We start from the raw sequence: 26870 nt of genomic DNA on the forward strand, positions 1-26870 counted from the left end.
CCGCGAGATCGTCGTCGACATCCTCGAGGATGCCGAGGAGCACATCGATTTCCTCGAGACCGAGCTCTCCTTGGTCGACAAGGTCGGCGAGCAGAACTACCTGCAGACGCAGATCGGCGAAGGCAAGGAGTCGAGTTAGCTCATTCGCGGGGAGCGGCTCGGCGCTCTTCGCTGGGGGTGCGCCACTCCGATGGCGCGTTCTTTGTCGATCACACCGTCCATGAGCGCCATTGGGGTGGCTCGCATATGGGCGCTGACCTTGGCGTCGCTCCAAGCAAAATCCTCATCCTGACGAGCGCCCGAAGGGCGCGTCTCGAAGGATGGGCCGCACAGGAAATCGTGAAACAGCCCGGATTGCGGCACCGGCCGCGTCGCCGACCAAAGGGCGAAGGTTACTTCGCCCTGGTCGAGACGCGGCCCTACGGGCCGGTCCTCAGGGTGAGGTCCTTTTGCAGGATAGGGCCTATGAGGCGCGCTGCCAGCGCATGACGATGATGCAGCGGGAGCTCGCGCAGACCCGGCCAGAGGGTCAGTCGGCGGCCAGCATAGCTGGCTGGGCTGCCTGCTCGCGCGCGGAGGTTTCGGCAATGCGCTCGCGCATGTCGCCGGCGCAACTGCCGCATTGAGGGCTCTTGCCACAGGCGCGGAACACGTCGACTGGTCGGCGGGCGCCGGCGCGAACGGCGGCATCGACCTCGCGATCCCGAATGGCCCGGCAAATGCAGATGTACATCCCTGTGTGCCCACCTAGCTTGCAGATGCGACTTACTCGCAGGCGCGAAAAATAAGTGGCCGGTCGCGGCCGGTCAAGATCCTCTAGAAGCCCGACAGGGCGTATTTTTCCAGCTTGGTTCGCAAAGCGGCATCGATCGGATGCGGCGTCTTGCCGCGCAGCCTGACCACGGTCATCTCGGCCGCGACGATGCAGACATCGTCCTTGAAGGCGGCCGATCCGACGGTGAGCGAGCTGGTGCCGATGCGCATCACGCCGGTACCCAGCTCGACCCGGCCCGGCCAGTGCGATTCGGCCAAGAAGCTCACGGTCATGCCGGCCGAGATCCCGCGGGTCCCGTCTTCGCCGCTGCCCATCAGTCCCATGTCGCGCATGAAGGTGAGGCGGGCGGTTTCCATGTAGGCGCACAGCGCCACGTTGTTGACGTGGCCGGCGGCATCCTGGTCGGAGAAGCGGACCGTGTCGGTGCACCAGTGGGGGTAGATCGAGCGATTCTGCAGGCGTTTGTCGCGGGACATGGCCGAAGTGTAGCATTTCGCCGCCATGTCCCATCCGATCTTCACCGAAGAGCACGACCTCATCCGCCGTCAGCTGCGCCGCTTCGTCGACGAGCAGGTGAAGCCGTTCGGCCCGCAGTGGGAGGAGGATGGCTTCGTGCCGCGCGTCGTGCTGAAGCAGATGGGCGAGCTCGGCCTGTTCTCGCTGCGCGTGCCCGAGGCGCTGGGCGGCGCGGGGCTCGATGCGCGTGCCTCGGTGGTGCTGGCCGAGGAGGTCGGGCGCTCGACCCATGGCGGCTTTGCCATCACCGTGCTGGTCCATACCGACATGGCGAGCCCCCACCTCGTCCGCTTCGGGACCAGGCGCCAGCTCGAGAAGTACCTGCCGGGCGTCATGGCGGGCACGACCATCACCGCCGTCGGCGTCACCGAGCCCGGCGCCGGCTCCGACGTCGCCGGCCTGCGCACCCGCGCGGTGCGCGACGGCGGAGACTACGTGCTGAACGGCGCCAAGATGTTCATCACCAACGGCGTCCACGGCGATCTCTATTTCATCGCGGCGCGCACCGATCCCGAGGCCAAGGGCAGCCGGGCGCTAACCATGTTCATCGTCGAGAAGGGCACGCCCGGTTTCCGAGTCGGGCGGGCGCTCGACAAGACCGGCTGGCGCTCGTCGGACACCGCCGAGCTGATCTTCGAGGATTGTCGCGTCCCCGCCGAGAACGTGCTGGGCGAGCCCAATCGCGGCTTCTACTCGATCATGGCCAACTTCCAGACCGAGCGGCTGGTGATCGGCGCCATGGCGATGGCCGAGGCGCGCGAGGCGATCCGGCTCACCTACGAGCATGTCAACGATCGTGCGGCCTTCGGCAAGCCGCTGTGGGACAAGCAGGCGATCCGCCAGCGCCTGGCCCGGCGGCTCGCCGAGGTCGAGGCAGCGCGCCAGCTCGTGCATCACACGGCATGGCTCGATGCCCAGGGTGCGGACTGCGTCGCCCAGGTCTCGATGGTCAAGGCGCTGGCCGGCGACCTGGTCAACCAGGTGCTCTACGACTGCGTCCAGTTCCACGGCGGCATGGGCTTCATCCGCGAGACCGCAGTCGAGCGCATGGCGCGCGACGCCCGCGTCCAGGCGATCGGCGGCGGCGCCTCCGAGGTGATGCTAGAGGAAATCGCCAAGCGCTTCGGCGCCGTGCTGGCGGATTGATGTCGACGAGAGTCATGCGCTGGGAGCGCACCACTCCGATGGCGCTCTTCTCATTGATTGCACATCCCATGAGCGCCATCGGAGTGGCGCGCTCCCAGCGCATGATCTCTTCTAGAGTTCTACTTCGGTGCCACCAGGAATGGCCCGACGGCGGCCACGGCGCATTCGGTGCCGCCGGCCTGGGCGCATGCGCGCAAGGCGTCGTTGACGGCATCGGTCTCGCTCGGCTGGCGCGTCGCCATCCCCAGGCGGCCGTTGCGGCCGAGCGCGATGGCCCGCCAGTCGTCGGCGACCAGGTAGCGGTCGATGGCGACCTGCTGGCCGGCATTGAGATCGGCGAGGTCGGGCGGTGTCAGGACGTCGACGATGCGGTAGCGCTGCGGCGTGCGCACGACGACCTGCATGTCGACCGAGTACACGATGCACGGACGCCCCGTGATGTGGCCGCAAATCTGCAGGTTGCGCCTGATGGCGTCTCGCTCGGTCTCGCTGGGCGACCACCACTCGACGCGATTGCGGCCCAGCACGAGCGCGCGCTTGCGCTCCGATGTGACGTAGTGCTCGGCGAGATGGAGACGGGCCGGTTCGCGGATCAGCGGCACGGCGGCCGGATCGAACGTGATCGGAGGGGACGGCCGGGTGGGCGGCAGATACGGCGGAGGCGGCAGAGGCGGCAAGCGGAACGTCCACACGACGTCGTTGCCGATCGCGTAGATCATGCACCGGTCGGCTTCGCGCGGTTGCGGTACCTCGCGCTTCACGCCCTTGTTGCATTCCTCGAGCGCGACGCGGCGCGCCGCGGCGTCGTCGATGCGGCGCGTGGCGATGGCCAGATGGCCGCGCACCGTGATCGCCATCGCCTTGGAGCCTTCGGCCCGTGCGTAGTTCTCGAGCGCGCGGCGGCGAAAGTCCCCGACGAACGGCACCTCGGCCGCAACGTAGGGGCGCGTTGCCGCAACGGGAGGCGATGGCGCCGGAGCCGTGGCCGGCACGTTGGAGGGCGTGCTCCCGACAGGTGACGGGGCGGTTGGTGCCACTGGCACTGGCGATGGCGGGTTGGCTGGCGTGGGAGCCGGGGCCGCGGTCGCCACCTGGGTCGGCGAGGCACTGCGGGCCGGTGCCTGGACGGCGGCGGGCGGCGCTGGCTCCATGCGGTCGTGCATCAGCCACGCGCCGACACCCGCAGCAACCACGGCGGCGGCGGCGATGCTCCCGACTGCGACCAGCAGGGTTGATCCCGCGCGCGCTGTCGTGGCGCTGGCCGCCTTGGCGGGCGGTGCCCTGGGCGGTGCCCCCTCGAGGGTCAGGCGATAGGCATGGATGGGGCGGGGGATGTTCTTGACGTGCTGCTCGCCCATGTCTTCGGCGCCCAGGGTGAGCTTGCCGACGATCTGCTCGTAGATCGAGGACGAGACGCAGATGCCGCCGTGGGGGGCGATCGATTCGAGCCGCACGGCGACATTGACCGCATCGCCCATCAGGTCGTCACCGCTTTCCACGACATCGCCGAGATTGACGCCGATGCGCAGGGTCAGCTGGTCGTCAGGTCGGACGGAGGCATTGGCCGACCGCATCGCTTCCTGGGTTTCGAGCGCGGCGCGCACGGCTTCGACCGGGCTCGCGAACTCTGCCAGCAGGCCGTCTCCGGTGGCCTTGAAGACGCGGCCGCGATGGTGCTTGACGATCGAACCAGTGGTGGCCATGCGCTGGCCGAGCAGCTCCAGGGCATGTTCCTCGTCGCGAGCCGACATGGTGCTGAAGCCGACGACGTCGACGGCGACGATCGTGGTCAGGCGCCTGACCAGATTGGGTTCGTTCATCTGTCGCTGGACCTCCGCACAAGGTAACCGACGGGCGGCCGCTCGGCCATAGGACGCGCTTGCAGGACCGGCCACGCTCTGCGAAGAGCGAGGGCATGCAGTCCAAGGACCCGCGCTACTGGGACGACTACCAGGTCGGCATGAAGTACGAGCTCGGCTCGACGTCGTTCACGGAACACGAAATCGTCGAGTTCGGCCGCCAGTTCGACCCGCAGAGCTTTCACGTCGATGCCGCCGCTGCCCACCAGTCGATGTTCGGTGGCCTGATCGCGTCGGGCTGGCATGTCACGTCCAAGCTGATGCGACTGTTCGTCGACAACTACATCGACCAGCGGACGGCGCTCGGCTCGCCGGGTCTCGACCAGATCCGCTGGCTGAAGCCGGTGCGGCCGGGCGATACGCTCACGGCATGGGTCGAGTGTGCCGACAAGGTGCCGTCCAGGAGCCGTCCCGAGATGGGCATCATTCACGAGCACTGGGGCGCCACCAACCAGAACGGAGAACTCGTGGTGACGGTCAAGGGGATCAACATGGTGCGTCGGAGGCCGGTATGAGCCGGGCGGTCAGGGGCCTCGATCATGTCGTCGTCATGGTCGACGGCATCGATGCGGCCGAGGCGGCCTACCGGCGCCTCGGCTTCCAGGTCCAGCCGCGCGGCTTCCATCGCAAGCTCGGTACCGCCAATCATCTCATGATCTTCGAGAAGGATTACTTCGAGATCCTGGGCATCGTCGAGGATACCCCGTTCAACGCCGAGCGGCGCGAATGGCTGAAGGAGGGCGGCGGGCTCGCCAACGTGGCGCTGGCCACCGACGGCGCCGATCTCGCCTTCGACGCCTTCCGGGCCGCGGGACTGCAGCCTGACGCGCCGCTGTCCTTCGACCGTGCGGTCGAGATCGCCGGCAGGACCGAGCACGCCCGGTTCCGCACCGTGCGCATCCCCAAGACGCACATGCCGGTGGTCGGCTTCTTCGTCTGCGATCACCTGACGCCGCAGTTCGTCTACCGCGCCGAATGGGCCCGCCACGCCAACGGCGCCCGCGGCATCCTGGGTGTCACCGTGATCGCCGGGCAGCCGCACGAATGGACCGGCGAGCTGGAGAAGTATTTCGGTGCCGGATCGGCGCGGCGGGAGGGCGACGGCCTCGTGGTCGACACCGGTACGCAGCCGATCCACTACCTGACGCCTGAGGCCTATGGTCGACGCTATCCCGGCGTGACGCCGGTGCGGCCCGGCGATCATCCCGCGCTGCTTGCGGTGCGCGTCGACTCGCTTGTCGACTGCGAGGCCTTGCTGCGCGGCAACGGCGTGACGGTGATCAGGCCCGATGCCGATCGGCTGATCGTGCCGCCGTCAGAGGCCGCGCATCTCACCCTGGAATTCAGGGAACGCTGATCTCGTGACGTTCGACCTGGCCGACCGGAGAACCTACGGATTCGCCACCGAGGAGCATTTGCGTTTCGCCGACGTCGATGCCAACGGCCACATCAACAACGGCGCCTTCCTGCAGCTCCTTGAAAATGCCCGCGTATCCTACATGCGTGCCGTCGTGCGTTCCGGCCTGCCGCGCTTTCGCGTCGTGGTGGGCCGGCTCGAGGTCGATTTCAAGCGCCAGATGTTCTATCCCGGCCGCGCCACCGCCTGCGCTCGCCTGCTCGAGGTGCAGGCGCGCAAGTGCGTGATCGGGCACGGCCTGTTCGACGGCGACGGCAACTGCACGGCGGTTCTCAAGGCGATCATGGTGTCGCTCGACGAGGCGACCCATCGCAGCACGCCGTTTTCGCCGGCAGTCCGTGCCGCGCTCGAAAGAATTGCTGCTTCCGACAATGGACTGGCGACATGACCGACACGCTCATTCCCGAAGGGTTTCGCCGGCTCGAGGTGCCCGACCAGTTCGTCGACCTGATCGGGCCGCTGTGGTTCAAGAGCGAAGGTGAGAAGCTGCGTGTCGGCCTGCCGTTGGAGTCGCGGCACGGCAACCCGCTGGGGTGGGCGCATGGCGGGCTGCTGGTCACGGTGGCCGACATGGTGATGGGCGCGGGCTCCGGCCATGCCACCGGGATCCGCTGGCCGCATCCGACGGTTTCGCTCAGCACCGAGTTCGTACGCGGCGCCCGGCTCGGCCAATGGCTCGAAGGCACTGCGCGCATCGCCCGGCGCACGCTGAATTTCTGCTTCTGCAGTTGCGATCTCGTCTGCGGCGGCGAGATCGTGCTGGTGGCCTCGGGAGTGTTTAAGATTCCCGACATCGACAGGATCCCCAAAGATCAGCACGCGAAGGTCATGGGCAGGTGGGACGAGGGATGATCGCGCCGACGGCCGCACCGCTGGTCCGTTTCAAGTGTAACCGGATTCCCGACGGCTGAAATCCTCGCGACATCTGCGACGGCCAGCTTGCGAGGGGTGTCCGACGGGACTTTTCGAGATGCACCTGTCCGCCTTGGCGGGTCCGCTTTGGCGGATCGCAGCGCGTCTCGGCGCTCTCGATCGGACCGCTCACCGCACAGGAGGGATCCTATGAGCAACAGGATATCGCTGAGGGAGCTCAAGTCTTCCATGGGTCTTGGGACCGAGCAGCTGCGCAACAGCGGAGATTTCGACGTCGGCAAGGCGGGCATCGCCAGGCGCTTGCTCGCCGACATAGCGGAACTGACGCCGGTGATTGCCTCGCGTGCGCCCGAGTTCGAGACTCTGCGTTGCATCCCCGACGATGTCATGGACGTGCTGAAGTCGATCGGCGTCTTCAGCATGTTCGTGCCGCAAAGCCATGGCGGGCTGGAGCTCGATTTACCGAGTGGCCTTGAAATCGTCACCGCACTGGCAAAGCTCGACGGGTCGCTCGGCTGGACCGCGATGATCGGCAGCGGTGCCCATCTTCTTCCCGCCTTGCTGCCGCGCCAGACATACGATCGATACTACGACGACGGGCGCGACATGGTGATTGCCGTGGTCGCGCAACCTGCGGGAACGGCGGAGGCTGCAGACGGCGGCTGGCGTGTGAACGGGCGTTGGCCGTTCGCCAGCGCAAGCCCGCACGCCGACCTGATCGGCGCCTTCTGCATCATGACCGAGGGCGGCAGGCGGCCTGTCGCGCCGGCTGGTGCCGAGGCGCCGTTGATCCGCGGGTTCTTCATGCCCGCTCGCGACTGGCAGATCGAGGATACCTGGCACGCCACGGGATTGAAGGGATCGGCAAGTCATCACATCGTGATGAAGGACAAGGTCGTTCCGCCGGAGTGCTTCTTCGATATCGAGCGCAGCGCACAGGCCCTGCCCGGCCCGCTCTATCAGACAGTGCAGGAGTTCCTGCCACTGTTCCACGGAGCGTTCGCGATTGGCATGGCGCGGGGAGCGCTCGACGAGCTCGTCCAGCTCGCCGGTAGAGGCCATCAGCAACAGCGCATCGCCGTGCCGATGCGCGAATCGGAGATATTTCAGGCCGAGCTTGGCCGTGTTGCGGCCGATGTCAGGGCAGCCGAGTCGTATCAGCAAGTCCAGGCCGAGATTCAGTGGCGGCGCGCTCTCGCTGGTACGTTGAAGGACGAACCGTCGCTCGACGAGGCGACTCGGGCCGGGGTCTGGGTCACTGCGACGTGCCTGCGTGCCGTCGACGCATGCTTCGGTCTGGCCGGAGGCAGCGCCGTATACGAGACCTCGCCGCTGCAGCGCCGGCTGCGCGACATGCATGCCGCAGCCCAGCACGCCTTCATTCATCCACGCAACTACGTGGGCAGCGGCAAGCTGCTGCTCCGTGCTTCCGCCTGATGACGGGGCGAAAGCGATGTTGTCATGGTCATTCTCTTCCGGACCGCGAGCGTCTCCCTCGTTCGTGGCGATATGAGCGAGGGAGACGCTCGTGGTCCGGAATAGCATGAATCATGACCCCTCCGTCGGCGAAGACGCCGACACCTCCCCAGCGAAGCTGGGGAGGAGAATGATGCTTACTTTTTTTTGCGCCGGTAGATCCTGTAGCGGTCGAAATCCATCAGGTGCTCGTAGCCCTCGAATGCGTCCGCGAAGATGCGGTTCTGCAGGAAGTACTCGAGGTAGTCGAACTCGCGGCCCTGGCAGCGCGGAATGCCTGCGATGCGGTCGACGATCAGCAGATCGGGCTGCTCGCGGGCGAAATCCTCGCTCACCGAGTCGAACACGAACTTCTCCGAATCGCCCATCGTGTCGGGCGGATTGTAGAGCGCCGGGAAGTCGTCGCAGGTCGCGTAGACGCCCTGCAGCACCCACAGGGTGAGAAAGCGCATCGCCATGCGGCCGTCGATGTAGTTGATCATCGGCCAGAGCGGGTAGATGCCGGGCGACAGGGCGAGGATGGTCCGGTGCGGCGCATTCTGCTCGATGATGTGCTGCAGGCGGCCGCCGATCGACGCTTCGAACTGGCGCTGCTTGTAGAACGGCGGCGTATAGAGCGCCGCCTGGTAGTAGAGCAGGACCATCAGGGTGGCCGAGATAATGGCGACCGGCAGGTGATGGCCGCTGCGGCTGATCGGCAGGTAGCGATCGACGGTCTGCGAGACGGTGAGCGCCGCCAGCAGGATGGCGGCGGACAGGGCTGGCAGCACGTGGTACGGCCAGCCCTTGGCCTGGGCGACCGCCGAGACCGCCGCGCCGATGCCGAACACCACCAGCACGCGCGCCGATACGGTCTTGGTGAAGACTACGGCGATCACGCCGAAAATCAGCAGCGCGATCAGGGTCGGGCCGAGCACGTTGCTGGTCAGCACGGCGCGCCAGCCCGCCTCGCCGATGGGTGTATAGGCCTCGATCGCCAGCGGCATCACGAACCGGCCGAAATCGGCGAAAATCGTGTACATGGCGATTAGATGCGCCAGCGCGACGAGGCCGATCGACCACGGGATCGGATCAGTGAAGGTGGCACGCCAGCCGCGGCGGACCAGAAGGTAGAGCTCGACGGCCGCCGGGATGGCGAGGTAATGCGGCTTCATGGCGAGCGCCACGCCCGCGACCAGCCCGATTGCGATGGCGGCCAGGCGGGTCAGCGAAACGCCTTCAGCGCGTGCCATGGAGGCGATCATGTAGGGCGCACAGGCGACGAACATGATGTGCTCGCGCTGGCCGAAATGCTCGTTCGGCAGCACGGTGAACAGGAACAGCAGGACCGGCGGCAGCAATGCCTCGGTAAGGGCATGGTCGGCCGAGGGCACGAGGCGGACCAGCCGCCGGCAGGCCCAGAAGGAGGCGAAGACTCCGGCCACCACCCACGCTGTGAACCAGAAGGTCGGGGCGCCGGGCAGTATCCTCGACGTCAGGACCGGCAGGGCGTGGACGATGAAGGTGAGCGGCAGGTTCTCGTCGATGATCTCGACGTAGAGCTTCTCGCCCCCGACCCAGCGCGCCGAAACGTCGATGATCGCCGCGACATCGTGATTGATCGGTGGGAAGAAGTAGCCGGCCAGCCAGACGACGGGCAGGACCACCAGCGGGACCAGCAGCAGCCGCTCGATGCGCGGCGAAATGGTCGGGGGTTTGGTCGAGGCTGTTGGCAAGGCGGACCGAAGATATCATAAGCGGGCGATGAGACGACACTTGCGGGAGGCCGGCGCGAGGTGGAGCGGGTCGAGTACGAGCGCATGCACGCGGTCGAGGACCGCATGTGGTGGTATCGCGGCTTGCGTCGCCTTGTCGCGCAGGTGCTCGACGGGGCTCTGGCCGATTCGACGGCGGCCGGACCGCTGCTCGACGCCGGCTGCGGCACTGGCGGCATGCTGCGGGCGCTGGGGCCGGCGCGGGCGGGCCATCCCACGTTCGGCCTGGAGTATGACGCCATTGCCGCCGGCCTCGCCGCGTCCAAGGCCGGCTGCCCGGTCGTGTCGGGCTCCGTGAATGAAATGCCGATCGGCGACGGCACACTGGCGGGGTACCTCTCGCTCGACGTCCTCTGCCACGGCGGGGTCGACCCGGGACGTGCTCTCGAGGAGGCGCACCGCTGCCTCAGGCCAGGCGCGATCGCGGTCTTCAATCTCCCGGCCTATGGCTGGCTGTTGTCGGCGCACGACAGGCGCGTGCACAATGTCCGCCGCTTTGCCGGCGCCGAGGTGCGTCGACTGCTCGATCGTCACGGCTTTCGTGTCTTGCGGTCGAGCTATTGGAATACTCTGCTGTTTCCCGTGATGCTGCTTCATCGCCTGGTGGAACGTGACGACGCCGCGAGCGACGTGCGCGACTTTCCGGTCTGGCTCGACCGGCTGTTCTCGGCCGCCCTGGCTGTCGAGCGTGCCGTGATCGGGCTCGGCATCAGCCTGCCGTTTGGCGGGTCGCTGATCGTGGTGGCGGCGCGCAATGGCTGACGCGGCGGTCCCGATGCCGGCTCTGTCGATCGTCGTGCCGGTCTACAACGGCGCCGCCACTGTCGGCGAGCTGGTCCGCGCCCTGCGTGATCTCGACATCGAGGGTGGGCTCGAGATCGTGCTGGTGGTCGACTGCAGCCCGGACAACAGCCTCGAAGTCTGCAAGGGGCTGATCACCGAACCCGGTGCGCCGGTGACGGTGCTGAATCTCAGCCGCAATTTCGGCGAGCACAATGCGGTGATGGCGGGGCTGGCCCGCGCGCGCGGTGACTTCGTCATTACCATGGACGACGATCTGCAGAACCCGCCGGCCGAGGTGAAGCGCCTGTTCGAGCATGCGCGCGACGGCAACTACGACGCGGTCTACACCTACTATGCCGAGAAGAAGCACGCTGCGTGGCGCAATCTCGGCAGCCGCTTTACCAACTGGTGCGCCGATCACCTGATCGACAAGCCGCCCGGTCTCTATTTGTCGAGCTTCCGCTGTCTCTCGGCCTTCGTGCGCGAACGTATCGTGGCGGGCTACGAGGGCCCGTTTCCCTACGTCGACGGGCTGGTGTTCCAGGTGACGCAGAATGTCGGCCGTCTTCAGGTCGGGCATCTGGCGCGATCGGAGGGGCGTTCGAACTACACGTTCCGCCGCCTGGTCAGGCTGTGGCTCGCCATGTTTCTCAATTTCTCGGTGATGCCGCTACGCCTCGCCACCCTGTTCGGGCTGGGCTTCGGCGCGATGGGCGCCCTGGGCGCGGTCATCGTCGTGGTCGAGGCGATCGTCTCCGACAGGCCGCCGCAGGGCTGGGCATCGCTGATGGTCGCGGTGCTGGTGCTGGCGGGCGTGCAGCTCGTGCTGGTCGGGCTGATCGGCGAGTATCTCGGCCGAATGTTCCTGGCCGTCAACCGCAAGCCGCAATATCTCGTGCGCGAGGTCTTCCATCGCGCGACGGGTGACGGCGCCTCGGGAGTCGACGTCGAATTGCCGCGGCCCGACACCCGCGCCGCGGGCCAGCCGCATCGTGAACCCTCCCGAGAGGAATCCCGGCGATGATGGTCTACTACGTCGCGTTGGCGATCGGCATCTTGGCCGGCATCGGCGGCCAGGTGCTGCTGAAGTGGGGCGCCGATTCGCCGGATTTCATCAGCCAGGTTTTGCGACCTTCCACGCTCGCCGGTCTCGCGCTCTACGGTTCGGCCGCCTTCCTCTACATCGTTGCGCTGCGCAAGATTCCAGTCTCGGTCGCCTTCCCGAGCGTGTCATTGTCCTACGCCATTGTGGCGGTGCTCGGGCACTATCTTTTCGGCGAGCCGTTCGGCATGAAGCAGATCGGCGGCATCGTCCTGATCGTGGGCGGCGTGGTGCTGATCAACCAGACGTGAGGAGCGGGCGGTGGAGTACGAGCAGATCGAGTATGCGAGCAAGGACGGCATCCTCACCATCACCCTGAACCGGCCGGACAAGCTCAACGCGTTCACCGGCCGGATGCTGTCCGAGCTGCTCGACGCCATGGACCGCGCCGACCGCGACGACGACGTGCGCGCCGTGGTGTTCACCGGCGCCGGACGCGGCTTCTGCGCCGGCGCCGATTTGTCGGGTGGCGCCAACACCTTCAATGCCGAGAATCGCGGGCCGGTCGATCCCGGGCTCGATGGTCATCGCGACGGCGGCGGGCTGCTGACGCTCAGGCTCTACGATGCACTGAAGCCCACCATCGCCGCCTGCAACGGGCCGGCTGTCGGCGTCGGCGTTACCATGCAACTCGCCATGGACATCCGGCTCGCCTCCGAGGTGGCGCGCTACGGGTTCGTCTTCACCCGCCGCGCCATCGTCATGGAGGCCTGCTCGAGCTGGTTCCTGCCGCGCCTCGTCGGCCCGCAGCAGGCATTGGAATGGGTGATGACCGGTCGCGTCTTCTCAGCCGAGGAAGCGCTCGAGGGGCGCCTGGTGCGATCGATCCACGCGGCCAGAGACCTCCTGCCGGCGGCCTACACGCTCGCCCGCGAGATCGCCGACAACACGGCGCCGGTGGCGGTGGCGCTCAATCGCCAGATGATCTGGAAGATGCTGGGCGCTGATCATCCGATGGAGGCGCACAAGGTCGATTCCAAGGGCATCTACGCCCGGGGCAAGTCGGAAGACGTGAAGGAGGGCGTGACGGCCTTCCTGGAGAAACGGCCGGCCCGGTTCCCCATGAAGGTGAGCGACGGTATGCCGGGCTATTTCCCGTGGTGGAAAGAGAGGACCTTCAAGTAAGGTCTGCGGGGTTCAGGAAAAGTGGAAACGAAATCCAAGGAGTGGAGTAACGTATGAGTAAGTTGCATATGCGACGGCGCGCGGTCTTGGCCGCGGCGCCGATGCTGATCGCGGCGCCCCACATCGCGCGGGCGCAGGGCAAGCCGGAGAAGTCCAAGGTCGTTCTGGCCGTCGGTGGCAAGTCAGCCCTGTATTATCTCTCGCTGACCATTGCCGAGAGCAAGGGCTTCTTCAAGGAGGCCGGCCTCGACGTCGAGATCAACGACTTCCAAGGCGGCGCCAAGTCGCTGGAAGCCCTGATGGGCGGCAGCGCCGACGTGGTGGCCGGCGCCTACGAGCACACCATCCGCATGCAGCAGCGCGGTCAGGCGATCAAGGGCTTCGCCCTGATCGGCCGCGGCATGCAACTCGCCATCGGCGTGCGCAGTGACCTTGCCGACAAGGTAAAGGGGCCGGCCGACATCAAGGGCATGAAGTTCGGCGTCACCGCGCCCGGTTCGCAGACCCAGATGCTGGTCACGTACTGGGCGGCCAAGGGCGGCCTGAAGGCGACCGACATCGTGGCGATCGGGGTCGGCGCCGGTGCGTCGGTCGTGGCTGCGATCGAGAACAAGTCGGTCGACGGCATCTCGCAGGCCGACCCGGCACTGACGATCCTGCAGGAGAAGAAGCTGATCAAGATCCTGGTCGACACGCGGACCATGAAGGGCAACCAGGAACTGTTCGGCGGCTCGATGCCGGCTGCTTGTCTCTATGCGCAGCCGGCTCTGCTCACCAAGACACCCAACACGGCGCAGGCCCTCGCGACGGCGATCGTGCGCGCCGACCAATGGCTGCAAACCGCATCGCCAGCGGAGGTCGCGGCCAGCGTTCCGACGGGCTACCTGCTGGGCGACAAGGCGATCTACGAGCGGGCCTTCTCCAACGTGCGCGAGACCATCTCGCCGGACGGCGTGATGCCGGCCGACGGTCCGGCCAATTGCCTGAAGTTCCTGGCCGACGGTGATCCCAAAATCCAGCCGGCCAAGATCAAGCTGGCCGAGACCTGGACCAACGAGTTCGCCGAACGCGCCAGGAAGCGCAGCTAGCCGATCGTGCCGACCGGAGAGGTGCCGGCGCTGGTGCTGGCCGACATCACCTGCCGTTTCGCTTCGCGTGACGGCCGCGGCGAGGCCTACACCGCGGTCGCAGACGCGACGCTTACCATCGCACGTGGCGAGTTCGTCTCGGTGGTCGGACCGACCGGCTGCGGCAAGTCGACCTTGCTGAATGTCGCCGCCGGCTTGCTCGAACCGTCATCCGGCATCGTCGAGGTGTTCGGCGAGCGCCTCAATGTCGTCGACGGCGTCAATCGACGCGCCGGCTACATGTTCCAGGCCGACGCGTTGATGCCTTGGCGGACGGGCATCGGCAACGTGATGGCCGGACTGGAGTTTCGCGGCGTGCCGCCCAGCGAGGCGAGGACCCTGGGCGAGGAATGGCTGCGCCGGGTTGGGCTGGCGGGCTTCGGCGATCGCTACCCGCACCAGATGTCGGGCGGCATGCGCAAGCGGCTCGCGCTCGCGCAGACGCTGATCCTGAGCCCGGACATCCTGCTGATGGACGAGCCGTTCTCGGCGCTCGACGTGCAGACGCGCCAGCTCATGGAAAACGAGCTGCTGGCGCTGTGGGCAGAAGACAGGAAATCGGTTCTGTTCATTACCCACGATCTCGAGGAGGCGATCGCGCTCTCGGATCGCGTCGTCGTCCTGTCGGCCGGACCCGCCACTCATCCGATCGGCGATTTCAAGGTCGACCTCGCGCGACCGCGCGATGTCTCGGAAATCCGCATGACGCCTGCCTTCCTCGATCTCCATCGCGAGATCTGGGGAGTCATGAAGGCCGAAGTCCTCAAGGCCTACGAACGCCAGAAGGCCGCCTGACATGCGTCTGCGCTCGCTCCAGATCCTGATCCTCGCCGTGCTGGTTGCCGCCTGGTACGTGCTGACCGCGCCCGGCTTGGTCCCGCCGTTCTATTTCGAGCAGGACAATCGCGCGGCCTTCTTCTTCGGCGAGCCGCAGAAGGTCTTCTGGGTCATCGTCGACTGGTTCGTGACCGGCGACATCTTCATCCATCTCGGCGTGACGCTGCTCGAGACGGCGCTGGGCTTCGTCATCGGCTCTGCCTTCGGGCTGGGCATCGGCTTGTGGCTGGCGCTCTCGCCGACGGCCTCAGCGGTGATGGATCCCTACATCAAAGGCCTGAACTCGATGCCCAGGGTCGTCCTGGCGCCGATCTTCGCCGTGTGGTTCGGGCTCGGCATCTGGTCGAAGGTGGCGCTGGGCGTCACCCTCGTCTTCTTCGTGGTGTTCTTCAACGTCTACCAGGGCGTGCGCGAGGTCAGCCCCAACCTGATCGCCAATGCGCGCATGCTCGGCGCCTCGCGGCGCCAGCTGCTGCGCTCGATTTACCTGCCGTCGGCCATGAGCTGGGTGTTCGCCAGCCTGCACAATGCCGTCGGCCTCGCCTTCGTCGGTGCCGTGGTCGGTGAGTATCTCGGCTCGGCGCGCGGCGTCGGCTACCTGATCCTGCAGGCCGAAGGCACGTTCGACATCAACACCGTGTTCGCCGGCATCCTGATTCTGACCGTTTTCGCCCTGGTGCTCGATGACCTGGTCGGGCGCGTCGAGCGCCGGCTGATGACCTGGCAGCCGCGCGCCGGCGAGACCGAGAAGATCTGATCGGCTACCGGCCGGTGAAGCGCGCGGCACGCTTCTCGAGGAAGTGGGCGACGCCTTCCTTGAAGTCGGCAGTCTGGAAGGAAAGCTCCATCTCGTGGTTGGCCTGGGTGGTGGCCTCGGCCATGGTCTGGAACTCGGACTCCCAGACCTGCCGCTTCATCACGGCGACCGAGCGTGGCGACACCGTGTCGGCCATCAGCCGGGCGTAGGCGCGGGTCTCGGCCATCAGCTTGTCGTCGGGGATGACCCGGCTCACGAGACCGAGCGAGAGGGCTTCCGGGGCACGGATCTTGCGGGCCGAGCAGAGCAGGTCGAGGGCGGCCGGCAGGCCGACCAGGCGGGGCAGGAGCCAGCTCACGCCATGCTCGGCGATCAGGCCGCGCTGGGCGAACGAGGTTGTGAAGACCGCCGATTCGGCGGCGAAACGCAGATCGGCATAGAGCGGAATGACGAACCCCAGGCCGGCGGCCGGACCATTGATTGCAGCAATGATGAATTTAGGGATTGCCGGGAAGTACGAGTAGTTCATGCGGAACTCGGCGAGCGTGCTGCCGCCGGGCAGGCCTGGCTGGGTCCTGGTCTTGCGGTCCGGGCTGGCGCCGCCGCCGATTGCCTGCAAGCCGCCCATGTCGGCGCCGGCGCAGAAGCCCCTGCCGGCCCCGGTCAGGATGATGACCCGCACGTCCGGATTGGCCCCGGCCCGGTACATGGCGTCCTTGAGGTCGCCGTGCATCTCGGCGGTCCAGGCGTTGAGCCTGTCCGGCCGGTTGAGGGTAAGAGTGCAAATTCCCTCGACGATGTCACAAAGGACGGTCTGATTCGCCATTTCGGGGCCTCCACATGTGCATTCTTGTTGATGGCATGATGGGTAAAAGCAGGTGACGATACAAACTCGACCGATCCGCTAGGCTGGGGGTGCCGAATATAGACCGCCTGGAAAGATTTCATGATAAGGTTGCAGTCGCGAAGCGGAAACAAACACCCCCGAGGTAGGAAATGGCAAGACGGGAGTTCGCCCACCCCAACGAAATGCATAAGTACGTGGGTCAGGAGATCGGTGTCAGTGACTGGGTCGAGGTGACCCAGGACCGCATCAACCAGTTCGCCGACGCCACCGGCGACCACCAATGGATCCATGTCGACGTCGAGCGCGCGAAGAAGGAGATACCGGGCGGCAAGACGATCGCCCACGGCTTCCTGACGCTGTCGCTGATCCCCATGCTCAACCACCAGATCTCGCATATCAACAACGTCAAGCGCGGCATCAACTACGGGTGCAACAAGGTGCGCTTCACCAGTCCGGTTCCGGCCGGCTCCAAGGTTCGGGCACGCGCCAAGCTCATGGCTGCCGACCCCATGGAGGGGGGCGGGGTGCGCTTGACCAACCAGGTCACCGTCGAGATCGAAGGCCAGGAACGGCCAGCCTGCGTGGCCGAGACCATGTCCATCGTCTACGGTGCCTGAGAGGTCCGGCTTTGCTGACACGTGAGGACCTGAGCAGCGAGCGCGTCGACCAGATCGTCGCCGACGCCCGCAAGGCCGGATACCACTTCTTCCTGTCGTCGGAGCAGCGCGCGGCCAGCCTGAACGAGGCGATGAAGCGCTACCCGGCCGGACAGGAGGCGTGGATCTTCGCCTACGGTTCGCTGATGTGGAATCCGGCGATCGAGTTCAGCGAAGCCCAGGCCTGCACGGTCGACGGCTGGCGCCGCTCGTTCTGCTTCTGGATGCCGATGGGGCGGGGCACGCCGGAGCTGCCCGGCCTGATGCTGGCACTGGAGGAGGGCGGAACCTGCGAGGGCATAGCCTATCGCCTGGCGCCCGATCAGGTGCGCAGCGAGCTCGGCCTGCTCTGGAATCGCGAGATGCTGGCCGGCGTTTACCGGCCGTGCTGGGTCCCGACCAAGCTGCGGGACGGCCGCACCGTCACCGCCGTTACCTTCGCCATCGACACCGGCCATTGCCAGTATTGCGGCGATCTCTCGATGGACCGCACCGCCCATCACATCGCCTTCGCCGAAGGGCGACGCGGTGCCTGCCGCGACTATCTTGCCAACACCGCCGCGCACGCGCGGGCGCTGGAGATCCACGATCCCTATATCGAGGACCTGGTGCGGCGGGTCGCGGCCCTGCGTGGCGAGGAATACGTCGTGCCGACGGTCCGCCTGAACGGCGACGGGGTCGGCGAAGCCTGATCTTCGCGCCGCCGCCCGACACTTGATCGCGGGCGTGCGGAATTTCACCCGGCATGACATAGTGCCGGTGTGACTTTCTTCGTCGACCGCTGGCTTGCGCTGCCGCCAAACCTGCGGGGCATTCTTTGGGTTGCCGTTTCGGGGGTGCTGTTCGCCCTTTTGAACGTGTTCACGCTGATCCCGGCGGAACACCTGAATTCCTACGTCATGGCGTTCCTGCGCTACCTCTTCGGTGCACTGTTCCTGCTGCCCATCATCTTGCGCCTGGGTGTCTATCGGTCGTTCCATTCGCGGCGTGTGCCGCTGCACATCTTTCGCGGCGCCCTGCACACGTCGGGCATGATGCTGTGGTTCATCGGACTGCCGCTCATCACACTGGCGGAGATCACCGCGCTGGGATTCACCGGACCCATATTCGTCACCATCGGCGCCGCCCTGTTCCTCGGCGAGGATGTCCGGCTCCGCCGCTGGATCGCCGTTGCCGTTGGCTTTGCCGGGGCCATGATCATCATTCGGCCCGGCTTCGGCGAGATCGGCATCGGCGCCCTTTGCGTCCTGGCCAGCACGCCGATCTTCTCGGCGTCCAACCTCATGTCCAAGGCGCTCGCCCGTACCGATTCGGCCAATACCATCGTGATCTGGCAGAACGCCGTGATCGTCGTCTGCGCGGCGCCCTTCGCCCTGGCCTTCTGGCAGACGCCTTACTGGACCGACCTGCTGTGGTTCATGGCGGCGGGCCTCTGCGGCACGCTCGGCCACATCTGCCAGCAGCGCGGCTACCAGCTGGCGGACATCACGCTGCTGCAGCCGATCGGCTTCCTGTCGCTGATCTGGAACACCCTGATGGGCTTCTTCCTGTTCACGCAGAAGCCCGACGTCTGGACCTTCGTCGGCGCCGCCGTGATCTTCAGCAGCGCGATGTACATTTCCCACCGCGAGGCCGTCCGCCGGGCCCAGGCAAGGTCGGCGGGATCGCAGGGCGGGCCGTCGTCGTGATTCATGTCTCCTCCCCGGCTCCGCTGGGGAGGTGTCGCCGTCTTCGGCGACGGAGGGGTCATGGTTCTTCCGGACCGCGGGCGTCTCGCCCGCTCATGACAGATGAGATGAGCGGGCGGGACGCCCGCGGTCCGCTTGAGTCGTCGTCCTCAACCGCCCGTGACGCTCATGTGGCGCGGCACGGCCGGCTTGCTGTGGCGGCGGTCGATGATGAAGTCGTGGCCCTTGGGCTTGCGCGCAATCGCCTCGGTGATGGCTTTGTCGAGCACCTCGTCGCTCTCCGAGGCCCGCAACGGTGCCCGCAGGTCGGCGGCGTCCTCCTGGCCGAGGCACATGTAGAGCGTGCCGGTGCAGGTCAGACGGACGCGATTGCAGCTTTCACAGAAGTTGTGCGTGAGCGGCGTGATGAAGCCCAGCCGTCCGCCGGTCTCCTCGACCAGGAAATAGCGTGCCGGGCCGCCGGTGCGATAGTCGGTCTCGGTCAGGGTGAAGTTCTTGGCGATGCCGGCGCGCGCCAGCGACAGCGGCAGGTACTGGTCGAGCCGGGCTTCCTCGCCGATCTCGCCCATCGGCATGACCTCGATCAGCACCAGATCCATGCCGCGGCCGTGACTCCAGCGGATCAGCTCGTCGAACTCCGTGTCGTTGACGCCACGCAGCGCCACCGCATTGATCTTGATGTGCAGGCCCGCCCGCTGCGCGGCGTCGAGACCGCGCATCACCTGGTCGAGATCGCCCCAGCGAGTCAGCTCGCGGAACTTGTCCTTGTCGAGCGTATCCATCGACACATTGACCCGGCGCACGCCGATTGCGGCCAGGTCCTGGGCATATTTGGCGAGCTGGCTGCCATTGGTCGTCAGCGTGAGCTCGTCGAGCGCGCCGCTGTCGAGGTGGCGGCCGAGGCCGCGAATCAGCGTCATCACGTTCTTGCGCACCAGCGGCTCGCCGCCGGTCAGCCGCAGCTTGCGCACGCCGCGCCGCACGAAGGCCGTGCACAGCCGCTCCAGCTCCTCGAGCGACAGCACTTCCGCCTTGGGCAGGAAGGTCATGTCCTCGGCCATGCAGTAGACGCAGCGGAAGTCGCAGCGGTCCGTCACCGAAACGCGAAGGTAGGTAATATGCCTGCCGAACGGGTCGATCATGCCGGCAATGTAGGGCGCTTTTTCTGCTTTTTCGACCCCAAACGGGGTCGCAGGGAAAGGGGATGACCGTTGTGGCGGTAGGGATATAACGTGCGGTAGCCAGCCACTGAGGCCTCAAGCGAACTCGAACCAGAGCGCCAACGAGCGCCCTATGCGTGCCATGGTTTCGCGGTCGAGAATCCCGATTCTGGCACCCAGTCGCTCGCGCCGAACGCTGACGACCTTGTCCGTCATGATCTGCGAGACGTTGCGCAATCCATTCGCGGCCGTTGGCTCTACGGTAATGCGAACAAGGGGTGCCGGCAGGATCGTGCTCGTAATCGGAAGGACGGAGATCGTCGGGTGCGAAGCGTTGAAGGTGTCGGACTGCACGATCACTGCAGGGCGAGGTTTCCCGAAATTGCCCGGGAGGGCGACCGTTACGACATCACCGCGGTTCAAGCCGTCCAACCGTATATCTCGCGCAGGCTCTCATCGAGCAGTCGCTCGATATCCGCTGCCGCATCCACCTTCGAAATCAGAAGTGACTGTCGGCGACATTCCCGGACAAAAGCCGGCGAACTGCGATCATAGACCCACAGGCTGACCTGCCGTAGCCCCTCGGATCGCATGCGCTCCCGATAGCGTCGAGCGCTCGCTCGATGACTGGACGCCTTTCCCTTCATCTTTGGCCTCCTATCGCTAGTGATATGCCCGGTTATCGAGGAATTCAAAGGGTAGCGTCGAGCAGGACACTACCCCAAAGGGTCAGGAGCGATTGACGCCGCCAACCGCAAGAGGCCGTCCACCGTGTCCGCCTCGGCGGCGAGCTTGTCGGTGCGGATACGGTTGATGCGCGGGAAGCGCATGGCCACCCCCGACTTGTGCCGGGTCGAACGGGCGACGCCATCGAAGGCGATCTCCAGGATGAGCTCTGGCGAGACCTCGCGCACCGGCCCGAAGCGGTTAGTCGTATGGTCGCGCACCCACTTGTCGAGCCAGCGCAGCTCCTCGTCGGTGAAGCCGAAATAGGCCTTGCCGACCGGCGCCAGCTCGCGCCGGCCGTCGACCTCGCGCCAGCAGCCGAAGGTGAAGTCGGAATAGAATGAGCTGCGCTTGCCGTGGCCGCGCTGGGCGTACATCAGCACGCAGTCCACCAGCATCGGGTCGCGCTTCCATTTGAACCACGGACCTTTCGGCCGGCCCGCGAGATAGGCGCTGTCGGCCCGCTTCAGCATCAAGCCCTCGATGCCGTCGCTGGTCATGCCGGCGCGCAGCTCGGCAAGATGGGCCCAGTCGCGGAACGTCACGAGAGGCGAGACGTCGAAGCGCTGGCGCGGCTTCTGCGCCATCCAGGCTTCGAGGCGGGCGCGGCGCTGGTCGAAGGGCAGACTGCGCAGATCCTCGCCGTCGAGCCACAGCACGTCGTAGAGCCGCACGTGCGCCGGGTGATCCTTCAGCATCCTGGGCGTTACGCTCTTGCGGTTGAGCCGCTGCTGCAGGTCGTTGAACGGCGCCACGGTCTCCTCGCGACGGACCAGCAGCTCGCCGTCGAACGCGCCGTCGAAGTCGATCGCCTCGACGATGTCGGGGAAGGCGCCCGAGATGTCCTCGCCGGCGCGGCTGTAGAGGCGCTTCACGCCGCCCGACGCGGCGACCTGCACGCGAATGCCGTCCCATTTCCATTCGGCGCGGAAATGCGCCGGATCGAGCGTCTCGAGCTCGCTCTGCTCGATCGGATTGGCCAGCATCGGCGGCAGAAAAGCGCCGCCGGCATTGCTGCTGGGCCTGGGGGCCTCGTGCAGCAGCCAGTCGAACAGGGGCCGGTAGGGCGGCGACAGGCCGTGCCAGATCTCCTCCACGGCTTCGACCGGCTGGTTGCCGATGTTGGCTGCGGCCTGCTTGGCGAGCCGTGCCGACACGCCAACGCGCAGCGCGCCGGTGAGCAGCTTGAGCAGCGCCCAGCGGCCGGTCGCATCGAGCGCGTCGAGCCAGCGCTTCAGGATGCCGGGCGTCTCGCTGCGGCTGGCGCGCTGCAGGGTGTCGACCACCTCGCCGAGAGTCGGCGGTGGCCCGGCCGTGGCGTCGGTCTCCCAGATCAGCGCCAGCGTCTCGGCAAGATCCCCGACATAGTCGTAAGAGAGATGGAACAGCTCGGGGCCGATCCTGTCCTCGCCGAAGCCGCGCAGCAGGGCGGGCTTGGCCGCCGGAAAGTCGAGCCCGCCGGTCAGCGCCGCCAGGCCCCAGCCGCGATCCGGGTCGGGCACCTCGCTGAGGTAGGTCTCGATCAGCCGGAGCTTGGCGTTGCGCGCCGGCTGGAAGGACAGCGCGTCGAGCAGGGCGGCGAAGGCCTGCATTCAGGCGTCCTCCTCGTCGCGGCCGCCGAGATGCAGCGCCTCCGCCTCGATGCCGAGGGAGCGGGCGTGGAAGACGAGCGCTTCCTCGCGGCCGTGCGTGACCCACACCCTGGGGGCGCCGACATCCTTCAAGGTCTGGCTGAGCTCGGGCCAGTCGGCATGGTCGGAGATCACCAGGGGTAGCTCGGCGCCGCGCTGGCGCGCTCGTGCGCGCACCCCCATCCATCCCGAGCACACCGCCGAGATCGGCTCGGCGAAGCGGCGCGACCAGCGGTCGGCGATGGCGCCAGGCGGACACAGCACGATGGCGCCGCGAAACGTCTCGAGGATCGCGGCCGACACCGGCGCGATGTCGCCGAGATCGATGCCGTGTTCCTGGTAAAGCCTGCACAACGAAAGGAGCGCGCCGTGCAGCCAGATGCGCTTGTCGTAGCCGGCGGCGCGCAGCAACCTGATCACCCGCTGGCACTTGCCGAGGGCGTAGACGCCGACCAGATGAGAGCGTTCGGGAAAGGTGGCGACGGAGCGCAGCAGCTTGCCGATCTCGCCGGCGTCGGAGGGATGATGGAACACCGGCAGGGCGAAGGTCGCCTCGGTGATAAAGACGTCGCACGGCACCGTCTCGAAGGGCGGGCAGGTCGGGTCGGACCGGCGCTTGAAATCGCCCGACACGACGATGCGCTGGTCCTTGTGGGTCAGCACCGCCTGCGCCGAACCCAGGATGTGGCCAGCCGGGGCCAGCCGCACCTCGACGTCGCCGAGGCGGACCGTCTCGCCGTATTTCAGGGATTGCTGGGCCGTGTCGGGCATGTCCTCGAAGCGGGCCCGCATGATCGCCAACGTCTCGGGCGTGGCGAGCGCGGCGCGATGGCCGGGCCGGGCATGGTCGCCATGGCCGTGCGTGATCACGGCGCGATCCACCGCGACAGCCGGGTCGATATAGAAACCGCCAGGCTCGCAGTAGAGGCCGCGCGGCGTCGGGTAGAGCCAGGATCGGGGGGTCAGCGTGGCGGTTGCCATTGAGCGTGTTGCATCCTACCCAAGAGATATGGGGCTGCCCGGGCAATATGCGACGCCCCGAACTGTCCCTCATGGTCGCGAAAGGTCCGTTTCTATTGGACTTTCGCGCTAACACCAACGGGCGCCCGTCACCCCTCGTGCCGACCAATCATCGCTGGTCCGGTGCCAATTCCGGTGCCAATGTTGATGAATGTGGGAGGTGCCGCGCAGGTCGGCGCAGCCAAGGGGAGGGTGCCCGGCATGAGGGACGTGGTGCCAAGCCAAGTCGCCCAGGTCATTGACCAATTCTTCCCGTGGGCTAGGGATGATCTGCCGCAAGCCTCAGTTCAACCCCAAGACGCCTCCTACTTGCGCGGGATCCTTGATCTCATTCAAGCAATCCCTGACAGCCTGCTGTCCTGTCCGGTGGCCATTCCGGAGGATCGAACTGCGCTAGACGCGCTGGGGGCAGAAGCGGCGGCGCAGTGCCTTGCCGGCATGACCAATCCACCGCGCAGGGCCGGGCCGGCTGGGCGATCGCGCCTGTCGGCAGCGCGCGGCTTTGTGTTTGGGACGATTTGACGACGGTGGCCCCCAGTGCTCCGTTGAAGGCTACATGTTCACTTTGCTCTTCGAGCACAAGCACCGGGTCTTGTTGACACGCTTTTCGGGAATATTCCGGCGTGAGGTGGTAGAGGCACAGATGATCGCTGCACGTCGGATCGAGGCAATCGAAGGTCCGACGAGAGCGCTCTATGACTTCCATGACGTCGAGGCAGTGGACATTCCATACGCGACTCTAAGTGCGATGGGCCAGCTTCCCCAGACCGTGCCGAACCAGCTTCGGGTCTATGTCATGCCGAGACCAGAACTCTTCGGCATGGGTCGGATCTTTGGTGCCTACCAGGAATTTTCCGGCAATCGGCAACCGCTGATCTATCGCGCGATGGCGGAAGCCTTCGCCGCGCTGGAACTCAAGGACCCCGATTTCCAACCGGTGAGCTGATGTCCGCAGGCGGCCTCGCGCGAACCCGGCAATCACGCTGAAGATCTACGCCCATCGTCGAAAACGATGACGGTGCAGCGGCCGACGCGATTAACGTGGCGCTCGGTGCCACCTCAGTGCCAAAAACGCGCTGAAATGCCCGAAAACACTGGCTCTCACATGGGGCTGCCCGACCTCTTTTCACGCTGGTTCGAAAGCCGGGGCTGGCAGCCGCGGCCGCACCAGCTCGAGCTGGTCGGGCTGGCGCTGCAGGGCAAGAGCGCTTTGCTGATCGCGCCGACCGGCGGCGGCAAGACCCTGGCGGGCTTTCTGCCGTCGCTGATCGAGCTCACGCTGCGCCGCCAGAACGGCGAGGACCTGGCGCACGCGAAGGGCAAGGGCGAGCTGCACACGCTCTACATCTCACCCTTGAAGGCGCTGGCCACCGACATCAGGCGTAATCTCGAGATGCCGATCGCCGAGATGACATTGCCCGTGCGGGCGGAGAGCCGCACCGGTGACACGCCGCAAAGCCGCCGCCAGCGCCAGCGCGAGCGGCCGCCCGACCTGCTGATGACCACGCCCGAATCGATGGCGCTGCTGCTGAGCTATCCCGACGCCGCACAGTTCTTCGCGACGCTGAAATGCGTGATCGTCGACGAGCTGCACGCCTTCGCCACCAGCAAGCGCGGCCATCACTTGGCGCTCTGCCTGGCCCGCGTCGCCACCCTGGCGCCGCAGGTGCGCTTCGTCGGGCTGTCGGCGACCGTGGCCGATCCGCCCGCGGTCGCCGAGTTCCTGGCGGTCAAGGACGAGGTCGAGATCGTGCAGGGCGAGACGGGCGCGGCGCCCGACGTGAAGATCATCGACGCCCACGAGCGGCTGCCGTGGGGCGGCCACATGGGCCGGCATGCCTTGCCCGAGATCTACAACATCATCCGTCAGCACAAGACGTCGATCGTGTTCGTCAACACGCGGGCGCAGGCCGAGCTGGCATTCGACGGCCTGTGGCGCATCAACGAGGACAACCTGGCGATTGGCCTGCATCACGGCTCGCTGGCGGTCGAGCAGCGGCGCAAGGTCGAGGCGGCGATGGCGGGCGGCCGCCTGCGCGCCGTGGTGGCGACGTCCTCGCTCGATCTCGGCATCGACTGGGGCGATGTCGACCTGGTGATTCAGGTGGGCGCACCCAAGGGCGTGAGCCGGCTGATGCAGCGCATCGGCCGCGCCAATCACCGGCTCGACGAGCCGAGCCGCGCCATGATCGCGCCGGCCAACCGCTTCGAGGTGCTGGAATCGCTTGCCGCCCTGGAGGCGGTCGAGGCGCACGAGCTCGACGGCGATCCGCCGCGGCCGGCCTGCCTCGACGTGCTGGCCCAGCACATCGTCGGGACGGCCTGCGCCCAGCCCATCGATCGAGAGGCCTTCTACGAGGAGGTGCGCACCGCGCTGCCCTATCGCGACCTGTCGCGAAAGGACTTCGACGACACGTTCGATTTCGTCGCCACCGGCGGCTATGCGCTGGCGGCCTACGACCAATGGCATCGCCTGAAACAGCTGCCCGACGGCCGCTGGATGCTGGCCTCGCCGCTGGTGGCGCGGCAGTACCGCATGAATGTCGGCACCATCGTCGAGCTGCCGCTGATCAAGGTGAGGATGCGGCGTGGTCCCGTGCTGGGCGAGGTCGAGGAATCGTTCATTCAGGGACTCGTGCCGGGCGACACGTTTGTCTTTGCCGGCCGGCTGCTGCGCTTCGAGGGAGTCAAGGAGTTGGTGGCGCAGTGCTCGTCGGCGAGCGGCGGCGATCCCAAGGTGCCGGCCTATGGCGGCGGCCGCCTGCCGCTCTCGACCTTCCTGGCTGACCGCGTGCGTGGCATCCTGCAGGACCCGTCGCGCCATCCCAAGCTGCCGCACGAGGTGCGCGAATGGTTGCGCATCCAGCGCATCCGCTCGACCCTGCCGCACGGCGACCGGCTGCTGATCGAGGGATTCCCGCGCGGCGGCAAGCAATTCATCGTCGCCTACTGCTTCGAGGGCCGGAACGCGCATCAGACGCTGGGCATGCTGCTGACGCGGCGCATGGAGCGCATGGAGCTGAAGCCCTTGGGCTTTGTCGCCACCGACTATGTGCTCGGCCTGTGGGGGCTCAGGCCGCCGACCAAGCGCCAGCTCGAGCTGCTGTTCGACGAGGACATGCTGGGCGACGACCTCGAATCGTGGATGGACGAATCGACCATGCTGCGGCGCTCGTTCCGCAACGTCGCGGTGATCGCCGGCCTGATCGAGCGGCGCTTTCCCGGCGAGGAGAAATCGCGCCGCCAGGTCACCTTCAGCTCCGACCTGATCTACGACACGCTGCGCAAGCACGAGCCAGGCCACATCCTGCTGCGCGCCACGCGCCAGGACGCCGCCTGGCAGCTCGCCGACCTCAAGCGGCTGGGCGACCTGCTGCGCCGCGCCCGCGGCCGCATCGAATACCGGCGCCTCGACCGCATCTCGCCGCTCGCCGTGCCGGTGCTGCTGGAGATCGGCCGCGAACGTGTGCTCGACGGCACCGCCGAGGACGAGCTGCTCGACATCGCCGCCCAGGAGCTGATCGAGGAGGCGACGGCGCTGTAGGAGCGAGATGGCGCGGACGGACGCGCCTTGCAGTCGTATCGTGTCCGGATA

Annotated in this window: 28 protein-coding genes; 18 read left to right on the top strand and 10 right to left on the bottom strand. The window is 66.6% G+C overall.

The features are described 5' to 3' along the window. Positions 1–529: 529 nt before the first annotated feature. Both AB7O82_RS01845 and AB7O82_RS01850 read right to left on the bottom strand, forming a co-directional pair. Positions 530–733 (bottom strand): (2Fe-2S)-binding protein, encoded by a 204-nt coding sequence (locus AB7O82_RS01845; protein WP_428536884.1) that lies wholly within the window; start codon positions 731–733, stop codon positions 530–532. Between the two features lie 83 nt (positions 734–816). Next, positions 817–1278: an acyl-CoA thioesterase gene (locus AB7O82_RS01850; protein WP_428618534.1), complete on the bottom strand. Its 462-nt coding sequence runs from the start codon at positions 1276–1278 to the stop codon at positions 817–819. On the opposite strand from AB7O82_RS01850, the gene AB7O82_RS01855 reads away from it, so the two are divergent. Then, positions 1277–2437 carry an acyl-CoA dehydrogenase family protein gene (locus AB7O82_RS01855; RefSeq protein WP_428536890.1) on the top strand — a complete coding sequence of 387 codons (1161 nt, stop codon included), beginning with the start codon at positions 1277–1279 and terminating at the stop codon, positions 2435–2437. The two genes, AB7O82_RS01850 and AB7O82_RS01855, sit on opposite strands and share 2 nt — an antisense overlap. Positions 2438–2556: 119 nt before the next feature. On the opposite strand, the gene AB7O82_RS01860 is transcribed toward AB7O82_RS01855, so the two are convergent. Then, positions 2557–4257, bottom strand: a complete 1701-nt coding sequence (locus tag AB7O82_RS01860) for an adenylate/guanylate cyclase domain-containing protein (protein ID WP_428618536.1) — start codon at positions 4255–4257, stop codon at positions 2557–2559. 95 nt (positions 4258–4352) lie between these two features. On the opposite strand from AB7O82_RS01860, the gene AB7O82_RS01865 reads away from it, so the two are divergent. The 5 genes from AB7O82_RS01865 to AB7O82_RS01885 all read left to right on the top strand — a co-directional run bounded on the left by AB7O82_RS01865 (position 4353) and on the right by AB7O82_RS01885 (position 8023). Further along, positions 4353–4811: a MaoC family dehydratase gene (locus AB7O82_RS01865; protein WP_428536896.1), complete on the top strand. Its 459-nt coding sequence runs from the start codon at positions 4353–4355 to the stop codon at positions 4809–4811. Continuing rightward, positions 4808–5653 carry a VOC family protein gene (locus AB7O82_RS01870; RefSeq protein ID WP_428536899.1) on the top strand — a complete coding sequence of 282 codons (846 nt, stop codon included), beginning with the start codon at positions 4808–4810 and terminating at the stop codon, positions 5651–5653. Before AB7O82_RS01865 ends, AB7O82_RS01870 begins: the two co-directional genes overlap by 4 nt. A 4-nt stretch (positions 5654–5657) precedes the next feature. Beyond that, entirely contained in the window at positions 5658–6101 is a 444-nt protein-coding gene (locus AB7O82_RS01875) for an acyl-CoA thioesterase (RefSeq protein ID WP_428536901.1), read from the top strand. After that, positions 6098–6565 carry a PaaI family thioesterase gene (locus AB7O82_RS01880; protein ID WP_428536904.1) on the top strand — a complete coding sequence of 156 codons (468 nt, stop codon included), beginning with the start codon at positions 6098–6100 and terminating at the stop codon, positions 6563–6565. The genes AB7O82_RS01875 and AB7O82_RS01880 overlap by 4 nt, the downstream gene beginning before the upstream one ends. Positions 6566–6775: 210 nt before the next feature. Then, positions 6776–8023: an acyl-CoA dehydrogenase family protein gene (locus AB7O82_RS01885; protein ID WP_428536907.1), complete on the top strand. Its 1248-nt coding sequence runs from the start codon at positions 6776–6778 to the stop codon at positions 8021–8023. Positions 8024–8199: 176 nt separating this feature from the next. Here AB7O82_RS01885 and AB7O82_RS01890 read toward each other — a convergent pair whose 3' ends face one another. Beyond that, positions 8200–9777 (bottom strand): hypothetical protein, encoded by a 1578-nt coding sequence (locus AB7O82_RS01890; RefSeq protein ID WP_428536910.1) that lies wholly within the window; start codon positions 9775–9777, stop codon positions 8200–8202. Positions 9778–9837: 60 nt separating this feature from the next. Here AB7O82_RS01890 and AB7O82_RS01895 point away from each other — a divergent pair, with 60 nt between their 5' ends. From AB7O82_RS01895 to AB7O82_RS01925, 7 genes are read left to right on the top strand one after another with little or no spacing between them, the layout of a single operon-like run. Continuing rightward, positions 9838–10578 (top strand): class I SAM-dependent methyltransferase, encoded by a 741-nt coding sequence (locus AB7O82_RS01895; RefSeq protein WP_428536913.1) that lies wholly within the window; start codon positions 9838–9840, stop codon positions 10576–10578. Beyond that, positions 10571–11623, top strand: a complete 1053-nt coding sequence (locus AB7O82_RS01900; RefSeq protein ID WP_428536916.1) for a glycosyltransferase family 2 protein — start codon at positions 10571–10573, stop codon at positions 11621–11623. Before AB7O82_RS01895 ends, AB7O82_RS01900 begins: the two co-directional genes overlap by 8 nt. Next, positions 11620–11952: a DMT family transporter gene (locus tag AB7O82_RS01905; protein ID WP_428536919.1), complete on the top strand. Its 333-nt coding sequence runs from the start codon at positions 11620–11622 to the stop codon at positions 11950–11952. The genes AB7O82_RS01900 and AB7O82_RS01905 overlap by 4 nt, the downstream gene beginning before the upstream one ends. 10 nt (positions 11953–11962) lie before the next feature. After that, positions 11963–12826 carry a crotonase/enoyl-CoA hydratase family protein gene (locus AB7O82_RS01910; protein ID WP_428536922.1) on the top strand — a complete coding sequence of 288 codons (864 nt, stop codon included), beginning with the start codon at positions 11963–11965 and terminating at the stop codon, positions 12824–12826. A 53-nt stretch (positions 12827–12879) separates the two neighbouring features. Further along, on the top strand, positions 12880–13914 hold the full coding sequence (locus AB7O82_RS01915) for an ABC transporter substrate-binding protein (protein ID WP_428536925.1): 1035 nt from the start codon (positions 12880–12882) through the stop codon (positions 13912–13914). Positions 13915–13920: 6 nt separating this feature from the next. Beyond that, the gene (locus tag AB7O82_RS01920; protein ID WP_428536928.1) at positions 13921–14748 is read left to right on the top strand and encodes an ABC transporter ATP-binding protein; all 828 of its coding nucleotides are present in this window, start codon (positions 13921–13923) and stop codon (positions 14746–14748) included. Between the two features lies 1 nt (position 14749). Then, positions 14750–15547: an ABC transporter permease gene (locus AB7O82_RS01925; RefSeq protein WP_428536931.1), complete on the top strand. Its 798-nt coding sequence runs from the start codon at positions 14750–14752 to the stop codon at positions 15545–15547. Between the two features lie 4 nt (positions 15548–15551). On the opposite strand, the gene AB7O82_RS01930 is transcribed toward AB7O82_RS01925, so the two are convergent. After that, positions 15552–16373 carry an enoyl-CoA hydratase gene (locus AB7O82_RS01930; protein WP_428536934.1) on the bottom strand — a complete coding sequence of 274 codons (822 nt, stop codon included), beginning with the start codon at positions 16371–16373 and terminating at the stop codon, positions 15552–15554. 170 nt (positions 16374–16543) lie between these two features. Here AB7O82_RS01930 and AB7O82_RS01935 point away from each other — a divergent pair, with 170 nt between their 5' ends. From AB7O82_RS01935 to AB7O82_RS01945, 3 genes are all read left to right on the top strand, one after another. Further along, positions 16544–17011, top strand: coding sequence for a MaoC family dehydratase (locus tag AB7O82_RS01935; RefSeq protein ID WP_428536937.1), 468 nt, complete (start codon positions 16544–16546; stop codon positions 17009–17011). An 11-nt stretch (positions 17012–17022) separates the two neighbouring features. After that, a complete protein-coding gene (locus tag AB7O82_RS01940) occupies positions 17023–17742 on the top strand; it encodes a gamma-glutamylcyclotransferase (RefSeq protein WP_428536940.1) in 720 nt (239 codons plus the stop codon). A gap of 69 nt (positions 17743–17811) precedes the next feature. Next, positions 17812–18738, top strand: coding sequence for a DMT family transporter (locus tag AB7O82_RS01945; protein WP_428536943.1), 927 nt, complete (start codon positions 17812–17814; stop codon positions 18736–18738). A 149-nt stretch (positions 18739–18887) separates the two neighbouring features. On the opposite strand, the gene moaA is transcribed toward AB7O82_RS01945, so the two are convergent. From moaA to AB7O82_RS01970, 5 genes are all read right to left on the bottom strand, one after another. Continuing rightward, positions 18888–19880 (bottom strand): GTP 3',8-cyclase MoaA, encoded by a 993-nt coding sequence (moaA, locus tag AB7O82_RS01950; protein WP_428536946.1) that lies wholly within the window; start codon positions 19878–19880, stop codon positions 18888–18890. Between the two features lie 114 nt (positions 19881–19994). After that, a complete protein-coding gene (locus tag AB7O82_RS01955) occupies positions 19995–20330 on the bottom strand; it encodes a type II toxin-antitoxin system PemK/MazF family toxin (protein WP_428536949.1) in 336 nt (111 codons plus the stop codon). Beyond that, on the bottom strand, positions 20318–20545 hold the full coding sequence (locus AB7O82_RS01960; protein ID WP_428536952.1) for an antitoxin MazE-like protein: 228 nt from the start codon (positions 20543–20545) through the stop codon (positions 20318–20320). Before AB7O82_RS01960 ends, AB7O82_RS01955 begins: the two co-directional genes overlap by 13 nt. A gap of 69 nt (positions 20546–20614) precedes the next feature. After that, complete coding sequence (locus AB7O82_RS01965) at positions 20615–22216, bottom strand: cisplatin damage response ATP-dependent DNA ligase (protein WP_428536955.1); 1602 nt, start codon at positions 22214–22216, stop codon at positions 20615–20617. Further along, positions 22217–23236 (bottom strand): ligase-associated DNA damage response exonuclease, encoded by a 1020-nt coding sequence (locus AB7O82_RS01970; protein ID WP_428536958.1) that lies wholly within the window; start codon positions 23234–23236, stop codon positions 22217–22219. It lies immediately after the preceding gene. A 595-nt stretch (positions 23237–23831) separates the two neighbouring features. Between AB7O82_RS01970 and AB7O82_RS01975 the strand changes: the two genes are divergently transcribed. Further along, positions 23832–24221 carry a hypothetical protein gene (locus tag AB7O82_RS01975; RefSeq protein WP_428536961.1) on the top strand — a complete coding sequence of 130 codons (390 nt, stop codon included), beginning with the start codon at positions 23832–23834 and terminating at the stop codon, positions 24219–24221. Between the two features lie 135 nt (positions 24222–24356). Next, a complete protein-coding gene (locus tag AB7O82_RS01980) occupies positions 24357–26819 on the top strand; it encodes a ligase-associated DNA damage response DEXH box helicase (protein WP_428536964.1) in 2463 nt (820 codons plus the stop codon). The last annotated feature ends 51 nt before the right edge of the window (positions 26820–26870 follow it).

The sequence above is a fragment of the Reyranella sp. genome (assembly GCF_050185545.1).
Classification (GTDB): Bacteria; Pseudomonadota; Alphaproteobacteria; order Reyranellales; family Reyranellaceae; genus Reyranella.

What these genes read in the sequence shown, in the direction of transcription:
- AB7O82_RS01980 (WP_428536964.1), top strand. Translation starts at nt 24,357, where the DNA reads ATGCCCGAAAACACTGGCTCTCACATGGGGCTGCCCGACCTCTTTTCA.
- AB7O82_RS01960 (WP_428536952.1), bottom strand. Translation starts at nt 20,545, where the DNA reads ATGAAGGGAAAGGCGTCCAGTCATCGAGCGAGCGCTCGACGCTATCGG.
- moaA (WP_428536946.1), bottom strand. Translation starts at nt 19,880, where the DNA reads ATGATCGACCCGTTCGGCAGGCATATTACCTACCTTCGCGTTTCGGTG.
- AB7O82_RS01970 (WP_428536958.1), bottom strand. Translation starts at nt 23,236, where the DNA reads ATGGCAACCGCCACGCTGACCCCCCGATCCTGGCTCTACCCGACGCCG.
- AB7O82_RS01935 (WP_428536937.1), top strand. Translation starts at nt 16,544, where the DNA reads ATGGCAAGACGGGAGTTCGCCCACCCCAACGAAATGCATAAGTACGTG.
- AB7O82_RS01855 (WP_428536890.1), top strand. Translation starts at nt 1,277, where the DNA reads ATGTCCCATCCGATCTTCACCGAAGAGCACGACCTCATCCGCCGTCAG.
- AB7O82_RS01870 (WP_428536899.1), top strand. Translation starts at nt 4,808, where the DNA reads ATGAGCCGGGCGGTCAGGGGCCTCGATCATGTCGTCGTCATGGTCGAC.
- AB7O82_RS01915 (WP_428536925.1), top strand. Translation starts at nt 12,880, where the DNA reads ATGAGTAAGTTGCATATGCGACGGCGCGCGGTCTTGGCCGCGGCGCCG.
- AB7O82_RS01845 (WP_428536884.1), bottom strand. Translation starts at nt 733, where the DNA reads ATGTACATCTGCATTTGCCGGGCCATTCGGGATCGCGAGGTCGATGCC.
- AB7O82_RS01925 (WP_428536931.1), top strand. Translation starts at nt 14,750, where the DNA reads ATGCGTCTGCGCTCGCTCCAGATCCTGATCCTCGCCGTGCTGGTTGCC.
- AB7O82_RS01865 (WP_428536896.1), top strand. Translation starts at nt 4,353, where the DNA reads ATGCAGTCCAAGGACCCGCGCTACTGGGACGACTACCAGGTCGGCATG.
- AB7O82_RS01975 (WP_428536961.1), top strand. Translation starts at nt 23,832, where the DNA reads ATGTTCACTTTGCTCTTCGAGCACAAGCACCGGGTCTTGTTGACACGC.
- AB7O82_RS01880 (WP_428536904.1), top strand. Translation starts at nt 6,098, where the DNA reads ATGACCGACACGCTCATTCCCGAAGGGTTTCGCCGGCTCGAGGTGCCC.
- AB7O82_RS01850 (WP_428618534.1), bottom strand. Translation starts at nt 1,278, where the DNA reads ATGGCGGCGAAATGCTACACTTCGGCCATGTCCCGCGACAAACGCCTG.
- AB7O82_RS01885 (WP_428536907.1), top strand. Translation starts at nt 6,776, where the DNA reads ATGAGCAACAGGATATCGCTGAGGGAGCTCAAGTCTTCCATGGGTCTT.
- AB7O82_RS01905 (WP_428536919.1), top strand. Translation starts at nt 11,620, where the DNA reads ATGATGGTCTACTACGTCGCGTTGGCGATCGGCATCTTGGCCGGCATC.
- AB7O82_RS01965 (WP_428536955.1), bottom strand. Translation starts at nt 22,216, where the DNA reads ATGCAGGCCTTCGCCGCCCTGCTCGACGCGCTGTCCTTCCAGCCGGCG.
- AB7O82_RS01930 (WP_428536934.1), bottom strand. Translation starts at nt 16,373, where the DNA reads ATGGCGAATCAGACCGTCCTTTGTGACATCGTCGAGGGAATTTGCACT.
- AB7O82_RS01860 (WP_428618536.1), bottom strand. Translation starts at nt 4,257, where the DNA reads ATGAACGAACCCAATCTGGTCAGGCGCCTGACCACGATCGTCGCCGTC.
- AB7O82_RS01900 (WP_428536916.1), top strand. Translation starts at nt 10,571, where the DNA reads ATGGCTGACGCGGCGGTCCCGATGCCGGCTCTGTCGATCGTCGTGCCG.